Annotated in this window: 13 protein-coding genes and 1 tRNA gene; 7 read left to right on the plus strand and 7 right to left on the minus strand. The window is 36.2% G+C overall.

Features of this window, described 5'->3' with window-relative positions:
• Nucleotides 1–46: 46 nt before the first annotated feature.
• Nucleotides 47–1,135, minus strand: coding sequence for a Glu/Leu/Phe/Val family dehydrogenase (locus OQZ33_RS14710; protein WP_056851307.1), 1,089 nt, complete (start codon nucleotides 1,133–1,135; stop codon nucleotides 47–49).
• Nucleotides 1,136–1,542: 407 nt separating this feature from the next.
• Between OQZ33_RS14710 and OQZ33_RS14715 the strand changes: the two genes are divergently transcribed.
• Nucleotides 1,543–3,333, plus strand: coding sequence for an ABC transporter ATP-binding protein (locus OQZ33_RS14715; RefSeq protein WP_265799796.1), 1,791 nt, complete (start codon nucleotides 1,543–1,545; stop codon nucleotides 3,331–3,333).
• A 79-nt stretch (nucleotides 3,334–3,412) separates the two neighbouring features.
• The gene (locus tag OQZ33_RS14720) at nucleotides 3,413–3,736 is read left to right on the plus strand and encodes a DUF3276 family protein (RefSeq protein WP_265799797.1); all 324 of its coding nucleotides are present in this window, start codon (nucleotides 3,413–3,415) and stop codon (nucleotides 3,734–3,736) included.
• Between the two features lie 76 nt (nucleotides 3,737–3,812).
• Here the strand turns inward: OQZ33_RS14720 and OQZ33_RS14725 are convergent, their stop codons facing one another.
• A complete protein-coding gene (locus tag OQZ33_RS14725) occupies nucleotides 3,813–4,277 on the minus strand; it encodes a DUF5362 family protein (RefSeq protein ID WP_265799798.1) in 465 nt (154 codons plus the stop codon).
• A 196-nt stretch (nucleotides 4,278–4,473) separates the two neighbouring features.
• Here OQZ33_RS14725 and ychF point away from each other — a divergent pair, with 196 nt between their 5' ends.
• Complete coding sequence (gene ychF, locus OQZ33_RS14730; protein WP_265799800.1) at nucleotides 4,474–5,574, plus strand: redox-regulated ATPase YchF; 1,101 nt, start codon at nucleotides 4,474–4,476, stop codon at nucleotides 5,572–5,574.
• A gap of 313 nt (nucleotides 5,575–5,887) precedes the next feature.
• Here the strand turns inward: ychF and OQZ33_RS14735 are convergent, their stop codons facing one another.
• From OQZ33_RS14735 to OQZ33_RS14745, 3 genes are all read right to left on the minus strand, one after another.
• Nucleotides 5,888–6,502: an HAD hydrolase-like protein gene (locus OQZ33_RS14735; RefSeq protein ID WP_265799801.1), complete on the minus strand. Its 615-nt coding sequence runs from the start codon at nucleotides 6,500–6,502 to the stop codon at nucleotides 5,888–5,890.
• A gap of 9 nt (nucleotides 6,503–6,511) precedes the next feature.
• On the minus strand, nucleotides 6,512–7,885 hold the full coding sequence (gene mgtE / locus OQZ33_RS14740) for a magnesium transporter (RefSeq protein WP_265799802.1): 1,374 nt from the start codon (nucleotides 7,883–7,885) through the stop codon (nucleotides 6,512–6,514).
• A 237-nt stretch (nucleotides 7,886–8,122) separates the two neighbouring features.
• Nucleotides 8,123–8,194, minus strand: a tRNA-Arg gene (locus tag OQZ33_RS14745).
• Between the two features lie 203 nt (nucleotides 8,195–8,397).
• On the opposite strand from OQZ33_RS14745, the gene OQZ33_RS14750 reads away from it, so the two are divergent.
• Together OQZ33_RS14750 and OQZ33_RS14755 are read left to right on the plus strand one after the other, a co-directional pair.
• On the plus strand, nucleotides 8,398–8,928 hold the full coding sequence (locus OQZ33_RS14750) for an OmpA family protein (protein WP_265799803.1): 531 nt from the start codon (nucleotides 8,398–8,400) through the stop codon (nucleotides 8,926–8,928).
• A gap of 196 nt (nucleotides 8,929–9,124) precedes the next feature.
• A complete protein-coding gene (locus OQZ33_RS14755; protein WP_265799804.1) occupies nucleotides 9,125–9,958 on the plus strand; it encodes an alpha/beta fold hydrolase in 834 nt (277 codons plus the stop codon).
• 1 nt (nucleotide 9,959) lies between these two features.
• Here the strand turns inward: OQZ33_RS14755 and OQZ33_RS14760 are convergent, their stop codons facing one another.
• Together OQZ33_RS14760 and OQZ33_RS14765 are read right to left on the minus strand one after the other, a co-directional pair.
• Nucleotides 9,960–10,700: a response regulator gene (locus OQZ33_RS14760; protein ID WP_265799805.1), complete on the minus strand. Its 741-nt coding sequence runs from the start codon at nucleotides 10,698–10,700 to the stop codon at nucleotides 9,960–9,962.
• Nucleotides 10,701–10,718: 18 nt separating this feature from the next.
• Nucleotides 10,719–11,414, minus strand: coding sequence for a LytR/AlgR family response regulator transcription factor (locus tag OQZ33_RS14765; protein ID WP_265799807.1), 696 nt, complete (start codon nucleotides 11,412–11,414; stop codon nucleotides 10,719–10,721).
• A gap of 988 nt (nucleotides 11,415–12,402) precedes the next feature.
• Between OQZ33_RS14765 and OQZ33_RS14770 the strand changes: the two genes are divergently transcribed.
• Together OQZ33_RS14770 and OQZ33_RS14775 are read left to right on the plus strand one after the other, a co-directional pair.
• Entirely contained in the window at nucleotides 12,403–13,752 is a 1,350-nt protein-coding gene (locus OQZ33_RS14770; RefSeq protein ID WP_265799808.1) for a M28 family metallopeptidase, read from the plus strand.
• A gap of 44 nt (nucleotides 13,753–13,796) precedes the next feature.
• Nucleotides 13,797–14,270 (plus strand): TspO/MBR family protein, encoded by a 474-nt coding sequence (locus OQZ33_RS14775; RefSeq protein ID WP_265799809.1) that lies wholly within the window; start codon nucleotides 13,797–13,799, stop codon nucleotides 14,268–14,270.
• Nucleotides 14,271–14,298 lie beyond the last annotated feature (28 nt).

Below are 14,298 nucleotides of genomic sequence, written 5' to 3' on the forward strand. Positions count from 1 at the left end.
GAATGTAAGAACGAGTGAGGTTTATAAAACCTATTTTAATAATTATTTAATATGATGATTTAATTTTTTTAACATCTGCAATACGCTTTTCAGCAATTCTGTTTGCAGCAATATTTGTTGATATTTTCTCGGCTTTACTCAACTTGATTACGTTACGTGTAGCCTCGTAAATATTTTCGGTAAGTTGCACTGTACGTTTTTTTCCAAAGCCAGTCCATTCAGAGTAACAAGCAATTAAGCCACCAGCATTAATTAAATAATCAGGCGCAAATAAAATGCCTTTTTTCAAAAGCAGTTCGCTGTCTAAAACCTCATCTTTTAACTGATTATTGGCCGAACCTGCAATAATTGCAAACTTCATTTTTTCAATGGTTTTATTATTAACCGTTGCTCCCATCGCACATGGCGCATAAACATCGGCATCACAACCAAAAATTTTATCAGCTTCAATGGGTTTTGCTTTATATTTTCGGGCAACATAAGTCAATTGCTCCTGGTTAATATCACTAATTAAAACCTCCGCATTTTCCTTTCTAAGCAAAGCTACTAAATGTTCGCCCACGTTGCCAATTCCTTGTACTACAATTGTCCTACCCGCGAGCATGTCGGTTCCAAAAACCTCTTTCACACTAGCTTTAATACCTAAATAAACCCCCTGTGCCGTAAACGGAGCTGGATTTCCTGCACCTCCAATTGATTCAGGAACACCTGTTACATAATTGGTTTCCATGCGGATATACTCCATGTCCCGAGTATTGGTCCCCATTTCTTCAGCTGTAATAAACTCGCCATTAAGGTTTTTAATAAACCTACCATAGCTACGCATTAAAGTTTCGGTTTTATCTTTACGAGAATCGCCAATGATGACGCCTTTTCCGCCACCTAAATTTAATCCGGTAATTGCCGATTTATAGGTCATCCCACGCGATAAACGCAAGGCATCTTCCAAAGCTTCGCCCTCAGTCGCATAGCTCCACATCCTCGTTCCGCCTAAAGCCGGACCTAAGGTAGTATCATGTATCGCGATAATTGCCTTTAAGCCCGTATCAGGATCATTACAAAAAACCAATTTTTTATGCCCGTAAGCACTCAATTGCTCTAAAATGGAAAAATCTGACGAAGAATTTGCTGGCATATTGAACGTTCGGCTAATCTGCTGCAAAATTAAAATAAAAAACGATTAATACACTTATATAAATAAACTATTTGCGCTGCTACTAGAAACAAATATTTAGATGGTTTTCTCAAAAGCAATTTCTGCTGTATTTCTGCAAATACAATCTCTCGATTGCTAAAATCTTGACGGGTTTGCGCTATAACATTTGTTGGTGTTAGCTAGGGTGTTTCTTAACAAAAGGTATCGTTTAGCCGCAATGTTATTTAATTAGCCCGCAATTGATAATTTGTTAGCTCAAACAACCTTCTCAATCTCATTAAGCTTAACCCTTCAAAACCTCAGTAATGTCATTATTTTTTTAAAGCTAAGCTATCGAAACATAAATATGCAGCACGAAATAACAAATTTATCTAAGTTTGTATTGCATGAAACATCTAAGCAGATTAAACAAATACTTTTTAAAATATAAGTGGTGGATTATTCCGGGCAGTATTTTCGTGGTCATCTCCAATATTTTTGGCGTGGTGCCAGCTCAGGTAATCGGCTATGCGGTAGATTTAATTACTGAAAATGTTCAGGTTTATAATCTTTTTGGAGGTTTTAATCGTCAGGAAATCATTTACGATATTTTTAGCAGCAACCTATTATTTTTTGGATTGCTGGTGGTGGCATTGTACGTATTAAGGGGTTTGTTCCTGTTTTTTATGAGGCAAACCATCATTCTCATGTCTAGGCACATTGAGTTTGATATGAAAAACGATATCTATCAGCATTATCAGAAATTAAGTCTGGGTTTTTACCGCCGCAACAATACCGGCGATTTGATGAACCGGGCAACTGAAGATGTGAATCGCGTGAGGATGTATGTTGGACCAGCCATTATGTATACCATTAACACATTTGTTTTATCTGTGCTCATCATCTGGTCTATGTTTGATGTAAACTCGAAATTGGCCATATATTGCTTGTTGCCCCTTCCCTTTTTAGTCATCATTATCTATTATGTAAACACTTTGATTTTCAAAAAAAGCGGAAAAATCCAGGAACGTTTATCAGATCTATCAAGCTTCGTGCAAGAACGTTTTTCAGGTATCAGAATTATTAAATCTTATGTACGCGAAGATTATACCCGCAACATGTTTGAGATTCAAAGCAATGAGTATAAAAAAGATTCGATGAGTTTGGTAAAGGTTTCTGCCCTTTTTTACCCTACAATGCTTTTATTAATTGGCTTGAGTACCATTTTAACTATTTATGTTGGTGGCAACCAGGTAATGAATGGCAGTATTACAGCAGGAAACATTGCTGAGTTCATCATCTATATCAATCAGTTAACTTTCCCTGTAACCATGCTGGGTTGGGTAACCTCTTTAATACAGCGGGCGGCGGCTTCTCAAAAGAGAATTAACGAATTTTTAGACATTCCTTCGGATATTCAATCAACAAACAATGAAGAGAAAGAAATTCAAGGCAACATCAAGTTTGAAAATGTTAGCTTCGTTTATCCTGATACCGGAATACTAGCGCTTCAAAACTTAAGTTTTGAAATTAAGAGCGGTGAGTTTGTGGCAATTATTGGAAAAACAGGTTCTGGAAAATCAACATTGGCAAACTTAATTATGCGGATGTATGATGTGGAGCAAGGAGCTATCAGTGTTGATGGGGAAAATTTAAAATCGTTAAACCTTAAATATTACCGCAACCAGATTGGCTTTGTGCCGCAAGAGGTTTTTCTATTCTCTGATACGATCAAAAACAATATTGCTTTTGGTTTAGATAAAGTTACGGATGAAGCAGTATATGATGCTGCCAAAAATGCTTCGGTTTATCATAACATCATTGATTTTGATGAAAAGTTTGAAACCATGTTGGGCGAAAGAGGAATCACACTTTCCGGGGGACAAAAACAACGTGTATCCATTGCAAGGGCATTAATTAAATCTCCAAAAATTTTGATATTCGACGACTGTTTATCCGCTGTTGACACTAAAACAGAAGAGGAAATTCTCCAGAATTTGGGCAAAATTATGAAAGATAAAACCAGTATCTTAATTGCGCACCGGATTTCAACCATAAAAAATGCAGATAAGATTTTGGTATTGGACGATGGTAAAATAATAGAACAAGGTACACATGATGAATTGCTTAACCTAAACGGAAGTTATACTGAGCTTTATCATAACCAATTATTGGAGGAGGAAACAAGAACAATTTAAATTGTATCAAAATTGTATTTTGTACTTTAAATATTTGCTTTATATTTACCGAAACCAAAAACCAACATCAATACCAACCATGGGAGAATTCGACAACAAGGAAAGAGAAGAAGTTTTTTCAAAGAAAGTAAGAGCAGGTAAGAGAACTTATTTCTTCGACGTGAAGGCTACTCGCTCAGGTGATTATTATTTGACCGTTACCGAGAGCAAGAAAAGATTAGAAGACGGTGTATTCGTAAAGCATAAAATCTTTTTATATAAAGAAGATTTCGAAAAATTTGCTGAAGGATTAAACGAAACTGTTGATTATATTAAAACTCACCAGGATGTTGTGGAAAAACGTTATGAATATTCTGAAAACGGAGAACATAGCACAAAAACAAATGATGATTTTTCTTTTTAATAAATTATAATTTCAAAATAAAAAGCCCTTGTTTCATCAACAAGGGCTTTTTTATGTACTTGAGTTTTCTACGGCATTATGCAACGGCCAAGCCAGCACCAACCATAAATATTAGCAAAAAGTAAAACGCTATTATGGCAATGGTAATCGATCCCCAAAATTTAAATAAGGATTTTAAGCTCGCCATTGCTGAATTTAAACTTTCCTGATCACCGAATAAGACGCCTTGTTTACCTTTATTGGCTATTTTATTAAGTAAAATGCTTGGATAAAAAAGCAGCAAACCCAGTACGAAATAAATCACCGTTATTATGGTTGTTCCACTTGAGCCCAATTGCCCCATTTGAGTGGCCACAGCAGGGTTACTATTGATTAACGCAGGTATGCTAAAGGCCGCAATAATTACAAAAATTGAAACAACAAAACCAACTATGGAAAGAAATTTTGCCCATTTAGTGATATCATAGAGATAACTGCGTATATCTTCTGTTACTGCTAGTTTCACTTCAGCCGGTTTCTGCTCTTCAAATTCTTCTATCATCTTGTTTTAATTTTCGATAAACTTAGATAAAATATACTGGCGCTACAAATTCGAATCTCTAAATAAAGGTTTAAAAGCTTATCTTTGCCGCCTGAAAAAGGTGAGAAGTGAGAAGTGAGAAGTGAGAAGTGAGAAGTGAGAAGTGAGAAGTGAGAAGTGAGAAGTGAAATCGTAAATCGTAAATTAAAAAATATAAATGGCATTACAATGTGGTATTGTAGGTTTACCAAATGTTGGAAAATCGACTCTTTTTAACTGTTTATCAAATGCAAAGGCACAAGCTGCTAACTTTCCGTTTTGTACAATTGAGCCAAACGTTGGCGTAATTACTGTGCCTGATGATAGATTGACCAAACTGGCTGAACTGGTTAAACCAAACAAGGTACAACCCAATACGATTGAAATTGTTGATATTGCGGGTTTGGTAAAGGGCGCTTCGAAGGGTGAAGGTTTAGGCAACCAGTTTTTAGGAAACATCCGTGCTACGAATGCAATTATCCATGTTTTACGTTGCTTCGATGATGGCAATGTGATCCATGTTGATGGTTCTGTTGATCCCATTCGCGATAGAGAAATAATCGATACAGAGTTGCAATTAAAGGATTTGGATACTGTTGACAAACGTATTCAAAAGGTGGAAAAGATGGCAAAAACGGGTGGCGATAAAGATGCTAAACGTACTTATGAAATTTTAACTATTGTTAAATCTCATTTAGAAAACGGAAAATCTATCCGCACCGCAGCAATGCCTCAGGAAGACTTCGATTTTATCGAAGATTTAGGCTTACTTACTCAAAAACCAGTAATGTATGTTTGTAACGTTGATGAAGCATCGGTAGTAACCGGAAATAAATATGTTGATTTAGTCAAAGCAAATGTAGCAGATGAAAAAGCTGAAGTTTTGGTTATTTCAGCAAAAATCGAATCGGAGATTGCCGAATTGGAAAGCTATGAGGAGCGCCAGGAGTTTTTGGCAGATTTAGGCTTAGATGAGTCTGGTGTAAACAAACTAATTCGTGCAGCTTATAAATTATTAAATTTGTATACCTATTTCACTGCAGGAGTACAGGAAGTAAGAGCTTGGACCATAACAAAAGGCTTTACGGCACCACAAGCAGCCGGTGTAATCCATACAGATTTTGAAAAAGGATTTATCCGTGCTGAAGTAATTAAATACAATGACTTCGTAACACTGGGTTCGGAAAATGCTTGTAAAGATGCAGGCAAATTAGGCGTAGAAGGAAAAACCTATGTAGTAGAAGATGGCGACATTATGCACTTTAGGTTCAATGTATAACCCATAAATTCTCTAAATGAAATTTAAAGGTATAGAGCCACTCGAGAGAGTGGCTTTTTTTGGATTTATTTTGCCAGAAAACATTGAATTAGGCTTGAATAGCAATATTGAAAGGCCAACTCTGCAAAACTTAAATAGTTGCTCGATCTTAATTTCTTAAACCCGGTTGAAATGACATCCCCTGATTTTTCATCAGGGATATAATGGAAAGCGGGAACAGACAATAAAAGGAGATGCTGTCTTTGCTTTTCAAACAAACGAAACAAACTAAAAATCGACCTTACGATCTCTTTTCAAACCGGCACAAGCGAAACTAAATTTCTAAACCATAAGCTGCCAGTTGCGCTTTTGTATCCTCATAACTGGTATGATGAATGCCTTTCAGCCCTAAACCTTCGGCAACCTGAACAAAAAGCATTCTATCGTCTATATATAAACTGGTTTCTACATCGCTCTGCGAAATATCTATCGCCACTTTGAATATATCGGCATCGGGTTTACGGAAATGAACGAAACTCGATGACACGAAAAAATCAACAAATTCATTCAATTTAAAAGTGCTGATTCGATATTGATTTAACTCTCTCCCTTCGTTACTGATTACTGCAACTTTTAAATGATACTTTTTCTTTAAATCGCAAACCAATGCAACCATTTCAGGATAATCTAGGGATTTACTAAACATGAATTCTTTGAAGTCATCATAACTAAACGACCGTTCTTGAAAGAAAACAATGCGTTCTAAATATGCATCCAAGGTAAGTTTTCCCACCTCATAAGTATCAAATGTAAGGTGATGGCGTTCCTCCAGATCAACAGAATCCAGATTAAATAATACCGCAGCTTCGCCCCTTGCTTGCCTATCCCATCCGTTTGTTAACAATACCCCACCAATATCGGTGAAAAGCGTAGTAATTTTCGTTTGCATTTTTAAAAATTAAAGTAAGATTCCACTTAAAAACAATATGGCAAAAGAGAAGTAAATGATTAAACCGGTAACATCGACCAACGTAGCCACAAAAGGCGTAGAAGACACTGCCGGATCGGCACCTACCTTTTTAAGAAGCAAGGGCAACATAGACCCCATTAAGGTTCCCCAAAGTACAACCCCTATTAAGGAGCAGCCTACCACCAGGCCAATTCTAATATAATGATCGGTAAAGCCAGGCCAAAATAGCTGCCATGAGGCGATAACTGCAAAGCTTAACAAACATAAAGTACAGCCTAATAATATGCCAGAGAAGATTTCTCGTCGCATTACATTCCACCAATCTCTAACGGTAACTTCGCCGAGAGCCATAGCTTGAATAATTAAAGTTGCAGCTTGCGAACCACTATTGCCACCGCTTGAAATGATTAAAGGAATAAATGTTGCCAAAATTACAACCTGAGCAATTTGATTCTCGAAATTCGACATCGCAGCGATAGTTAGGAGCTCTCCGAAAAATAAAACAATCAACCAAACCACTCGCTTTTTATATAATTCAAAAACAGGGACATCCAAATAAGGTTCATCTAATGCTTGAGACCCCCCTATTTTGTGAATATCTTCTGTATATTCTTCGTTTGCGATCCAGAGAATATCATCAACGGTTACAATACCCAAAAGAATATTATTCTCATCAACAACAGGCAAAGCCACCCGATTATTCATCCTGAAAATGCTGATAGCGTCTTCCTGCGGATCATTCGCTTTCAACGCGATAAAACGTTTATCGGTTAACTCCCCTATTATCGCTTCAGGATCGGCCAGTAGAACTTCCCGGATTCGAATATCATCAAGCAAAACCCCATCTTTATCAATTACATACACCACATCAATGGTTTCCGAATTTTTACCGTACCTCCTGATGTGTGCTAAAACCCGGGTTATGGACCACTCGGGTTTTACAGCGATGTAATCTGGAGTCATTAAACGACCGATACTATCCTCTTTGTAACCTAGAAGTGCAAGAGATTCTTTTCTTTCTTCTGGAGGCAAAAGGGTAATCATTTTCTTAACTACATCACCCTTCAGCTCGCTAAAAAGTGCGGTACGATCATCTGGAGGCAGATCTTTAATGATCTGATTTAGTTTATTTCCAGTAAGTTTCTTGATAATTCTTTCCTGAGTAGGAAAATCCAGAATTCGGAAAACGTTAACGGCTCTGTTTGAAGATATCGTTTCGATAAATTTGGCTGCGTGTTGTGGAAGCTCGTCAATTAACTCTTCTACATCCGAGATATTCAGTTCATCAAGATAACGCTTTAACGCCTTATCATTCTCTTTTTCAAGCAATTGCTGAACCTCTTCTACAACCAATTCTTCCATAAACGATTCTTTTATTCTTTACATGCCTAAACCTTTATTAGCGGTTCGCAAAGGTGCATTTTTATTTTTAGAAATGCCAATTTAGACGTTAACAGCATGTTAAATTTTGACTTCCTATTAAATCAAACTAACACAATATCTGAATTATTAACAACTTAGAAAGGCATCGGTAAAAGATAGAACTGAGATTAATTCCAACAAAAAACCACCACAAAATAATTATGGTGGTTGAAGGTGTGCTCCCGACGAGATTCGAACTCATATCGATGGTACCGGAAACCATAATTCTATCCATTGAACTACGGGAGCAAGGCTGCAAATATAGAAAATCAAAATGTTAGTTTCTTGTATTATTGAAGGTAAAATCAATATTATTTGAATAAAACTTGAGGTTGATGTTCCTGATAAAATAGAATTCAATACAAGTTCTTTGAAAAAATTTCGTTATAGGTTTAATCGTTATTTGTAGTTTTGATTGAAACACAAATTAAACCTAAAACAAAAATTTTAACATGAACATTACCAAAAATCTTTTTTTAACCGCAATTATTGGCCTTTCTACTGTAACAATGTACTCTTGCAAGAGCAAGAAATTAATAACCAAACCAGATCCTGCTCCTGTTTCAAAACCTACGCCACCAGTTGAAGAAAAGAAACCAATTGCAGCTCCACCAGCGAAAGATGAAGTTGCAGTTGTTGAAAAACCAAACTTCAATTTAGATAATATTCAATTTGAGTTCAATTCGTTTGTGTTAAAAACGTCTTCGTTTGCAATCTTAGATAAAGCTGTAGCTGAAATGAAGAAAGCCCCAAACACTAAATTTGTTCTCCATGGCCATTCATCTGCAGAAGGTACTCCAGAACATAACATGTCGCTTTCAATCGATCGGGCGAATGCGGTAAAATCATATTTTGTTAACGCCGGACTAGATGGTTCAATTTTCACAATTTTGGGTCACGGTGAAAAGGAGCCACTTACGTCCAATGCAAGTGAGGAAGGAAGAGCTGTAAACAGAAGAACTGAAATTAAGGTGCAGAATTAAATCGCGTTTCTTGCTGCGCTCAAACAGATCTAAAAAATGAACAAGACGTTTGAGTCACATTCAAATAAATAAAAAACCACTTTAAAGCCTCTGAATGAGGCTTTTCTGTTCATTATTAAATTTATTTGAAAATATTCACCGATTTTTCTAACTTTCACAAACTGCTTATTATCTCTTTCATCTAAACGTCTGTATCGTGCATCCTATACTCATCAGGAATAATGTAAAAATACTCGGTAAAGGTAATCGAGTTATTGTATTTGCACATGGCTTTGGGTGCGCACAGAGTTCATGGAAGTACATGACAGATGCATTTCTAGATGATTTCAAAGTAATACTCTTTGATTACGTTGGATCTGGCAGTTCGGATAAAACTCAATATGATTATCACAAATACTCCACTTTAGAGGGTTATGCCTGTGATGTTCTTGATATTATCGAAACTCTTGGACTAAAAGACATTATTTTCGTTGGACATTCGGTAAGTAGTATGATTGGGATGATTGCCGCTTTGCAAAAACCCGAGGCTTTTAAGAAACTTATTTTTATCGGTCCTTCTCCTAGATACCTTAACGATAGGGATTATATTGGCGGGTTTGAAGCTGCTGATATTAAAACCATCTTCACACAAATTGCCGAAGATTATGTTAGCTGGACTAAAGCAATCGCGCCAATAGTGATGAATAAAGCTGAAGAACCAGAATTAGCTGGTTTTCTACAAGGTTGTTTTGAAGAAACAGAGCCAAGCATTGCTCTGGCCTTCGCTATGGCTACATTTAAAGCAGATTACCGCGATGATTTAAAGAAATTTGATATTCCGAGTTTAACGCTGCAAAGTAGCAATGATATCATGGCACCCCTATCTGCGGGTGAATACATTCATCAAAACACAAGAAATAACTTCTTTGTGGTGATGAAAGCGACCGGGCATTTTCCACACATTAGTAAACCTGAAGAAACCATAAGGGAGATTAAGGATTTTATTGCTCATGAAAATATTCACACAACACGTGATGAGCTCTATGCCTAGCTTATTTCTGCTTTACTGAATCTATAAAATGTTTGGCTTCCGCTTTTGCTTTATTGCATATGGCTTGAATACAATTCAATCGTGATCCCATCTCGGATACATCCATGTTTTCTAATGAACGTAAACTGGTCTCCAATTTAGACCTTAAGCCCACAATATAAATTGTTGAAAGCGTACGATGAGCAATCATCTTGATCTCTTCTCCTCTTTTTTCTGCGAAATTTTGTTGTAATTCTGACAAGTCCTGGTCAATCGTCTCGATAAATTTCTCGATTACTTCGATCTCATATTCCTTATCACCTAAACTAACCTCTTTTAAATAGCTTAAATCAATAACTTCATAGGCATATTGATCTCCAGATTTTAGCTTCTCCTTTGGTAAAAATTGCGTAAGCATTCCAACCAGTTCAATCTTTTGGATAGGCTTGCTAAAATATCCATTCATGCCAGCGGCAAAGCATTTATCCTTAACTTCGTTAATATTAAAGGCCGTTATTGCTACAATCGGTATCTCTAGCTTAAGTTTCTGACGAATGATTTTAGTCAGTTCGAAACCATCTATTTTAGGTAACATAAGATCAACCATTATTAAAAAAAATGAGTGCGATTCGAGCAAAATCTGCGCTTCGTGTCCGTCGCTGACAATTTTGAAACTAAAATCGTATTCTCCTAAATAGTTGGCTATTAGCTTTTGGTCAATTAAGTTATCTTCTACTATTAAAACGTCAATTTGTTCTCTCATAAAAATCTATTCAATACATTAAAGAATTTGCATCCGCTTGTTTAGTGATGATTTATAAGCATCAGAAACTGAAACAAAATGTTGCTGAATAATCAGCGTTCCGCCCTCAATGGTATCTATTTTACTAATATTTACGATGAGAGAACGGTGCACCCGAGAAAACATATCCATCGGCAACTTATCTTCCACTGACTTTAAAGAGGAATGAGTTGCGTAATTCTTTTTATCCATATAAATTTTTACATAATCGCCTTTAGCCTCCAAATAATTGATGTCTGCAAGCTTTATTCGCCTGATAATATTGGAATCCCTGATAAATATAAATTCATCCTTTTTGGAAGGCATAAACAAATTTTGATTCTTGTAAATTTCTTTCGCCTTGATAATCGCCTTTAAAAACCGATCGGGCGTTATGGGTTTGGCAATAAAGTCAACTACATTTAAATCGTATGCATCAGATGCATAATCTCGTTTCGAGCTTATAAAAACAATCAAGGGCCTTTTATCTCCTAAAACTTTAACAAGCTCAATACCAGTAATTCTTGGCATTTCAACATCAAGAAGTAGTAAGTCAATTTTATTATTTGCCAATATCTTAAAAGCATCTGCAGCATTCTCACATTCTGCAATTAGCTTTAGAGAGTCCTCAATTTTGAATAAATTTTTGAGGACACTTCTCGCTATTGCATTATCATCAATAATCAGACAGTTCATTTTATCGGTTTAGCGGTGCGCTAAAGCTAACTAATTCCTTGAAAAGTCATTCCAACATAATTAAAATGAATGAAATGAATAATTGTTTACAAAACCAAAAAACCAATAAAATTTTCAACACGTATGTAATCCCATTCAGCTTGCAAAAGTGCCTTTCTATCGACAGAATATTTACCTGAGAAGCTTTTAGAAATACTTTTGACAGCAGAAAATCATTTAAAAAATTAGAATAATCTCATGAACACAATTAAAACAATTACACTTTCGCTCTTAAGCTTAGTATCAATCTCTCTACATGCACAATCATTCAAGGAACCTGTTGCTTATAAACTTAAAAACGGAATGAACATTATCATTTCAGAAATAATCGCTCGCCAAAAGCTTATGCAAGTTTTACTTTAGATAAAGAAGCATTCGCTGACAGCAAAGACGGTATAGTTGAAATGCTAAACGCAGTTTTGAACGAAAGCATAACAAGCGACAATTTATCTTTGAAAGATAAAAGTGGCAATTAGCTGCCTCCGCAGATACTTTCGATAAAGAACTTTCAAGTATGACTTCTCTTTTGCAAAATGCAAACATTAATGAGAAGACATTTAATACAGGTAAGACAAAACTATTATTGAGCCTAAAGTTGATTATGATTACGATCGAATCGTTAATGAACCTTCAATAGCAAATTTAACATTTAGCGATGTCTTGAACTTCTACAACGAAATCTCTCTGGAGAAAATATTCTTAACGATTGCTGGTGATGTAACACAGTTTCGGCTAAAGCTTCAGTGAAAAAGGCCTTCGGTTTATGGAACACCAATAAAGTGTATCAAAACGAAGTAACTTCAAAATAGCTTTATATAATGCAGTGATTTTGCCCGTTGATTAAACTTCAAAGGGCTTTTTTATGCTTAAATGTTACAGATTTTTGCCTAAATCGCTCTAAACATTCAGCAATCATTCGATATATTAGCCTAATAATTTATTTCTCAAGATGAATAAAATTTACACTACTATTTTCCTGATTGCTTTTGGCGCTTATGCCCAGGCTCAAACTATTGTTAATCGAAATCAGGATATCGAATCGATGGTAAAATCTGTGAATAAGGATTCGCTTAAGCAGTATATCTCGACCATGGTTAATTTTGGCACAAGAAGTACTTTAAGTGATATAAAAAGTAAAACCAGGGGAATTGGCGCAGCAAGAAATTGGGTAGTTGCTAAGTTTAATCAATTTGCGAAGCAAAGCGACGGAAGGTTAACAGCCTTTTTAGATACTACAACTTTCCAATCAGACGGAAAACGAATTGATAAAGCAACTTTGTTAGGCAATGCGGTAGCTATTTTAAAAGGAACTGATACAAATGATAAACGGGTTTATGTTGTTAGTGGTCATTTAGACAGTCGCGTAACCGACGTAATGAACCGCACCAGCGATGCGCCTGGTGCTAATGATGATGGTAGTGGGGTTGCAGGTGTGATTGAAGCGGCCCGCATTATGAGTAAATATAAATTTTCTGCCACAATTATTTTTGTTGCGGTGAGTGGCGAAGAACAATCATTATTAGGATCTGGATTTATGGCAGCCAAAGCCAAAAAAGAAGGTTGGAATATTGATGCAATGCTCAACAATGATATGATTGGCAGTAACAATAGCAGCGAAACGCAAATTATCGACAATACCCGACTGAGGGTTTTTAGCGAAGGCTTACCTAGTTACGAGTTGGATAAGAATGCAAAAGCCATCCGTCAGTTTGGTCTAGAAAATGATGGGAAAAGCCGGCAATTGGCTCGATATGTAAAAGAAGTTGGCGAAAGATACGTGGATCAACTCGAAGTGAAGCTTATTTATAGAAATGACCGTTTCTTGCGTGGTGGCGACCATACACCCTTTGTTGAAAATGGATTTCCGGCAGTGAGAATTACTGAAATGAACGAAAATTTTGACCACCAACATCAGGACTTAAGAACCGAAAATGGTATTCGTTATGGCGATTTACAGGAGTTTATGGATTTTGAATATCTCCGGAAAAATACTGCTGTAAACATTTCAGTTTTGGCCAATCTGGCAAAAGCCCCATCGAGCCCTGTAGAGGTAAAAATCGATGTAAAGAACCTGAGCAATTCATCATATTTGTATTGGAAAGCACCAACAAATGGCCCTGTAAAAGGTTATTATGTGCTAATGCGTGAAACGAGCAGCCCAGTTTGGGAAAAGAAATTTTTTACTATAGCAACCGAATTAAAGGTCCCTTATAGTAAAGACAATTATTTATTTGCGGTACAAAGTGTTGGTAAAGATGGTAGTGAGAGTTTACCTGTGGTTCCAGGAATTGGCCGCTAATGAAACTTTTAAGATTTGTGGTTGTTTAGTTTCCAAAAATTAGGATGAAATTTAAACCTGTAGCGTTCTTAATAAATATTGTCATCACCCTGGGTATTGGCGCTTTAGGAGGTTTGGCAACTTCTGAATCGGTTAAAACATGGTATCCTACATTAAACAAACCCTCTTTTAACCCACCAAACTGGTTGTTTGCTCCGGTTTGGACGAGCCTTTACATATTAATTGGAATTGCGGCTTATTTAGTTTGGATAAAGCGAGATAAAATCGCCCATTTTCCAAGGGTTTTAGCGATCTATTTTATCCAATTGATCTTAAATTTATGCTGGTCGTTTATCTTTTTCTCCCTTCATGAAATAGGCTTCGCATTATTCGAAATCCTCATCTTACTGATCGTAATTGTGGTTAATGCTATTGCATTTCACAAGATCGATAAATGGGCGGGCTATTTATTCATACCTTATATTCTTTGGGTAGGTTTCGCATCATTTTTAACTTATAGCATTTTCATGTTGAATTAATTTTAAAAGAAAACACTATTTTAGAGGA

The organism is Pedobacter sp. MC2016-05 (genome assembly GCF_026239735.1).
Classification (GTDB): Bacteria; Bacteroidota; Bacteroidia; order Sphingobacteriales; family Sphingobacteriaceae; genus Pedobacter.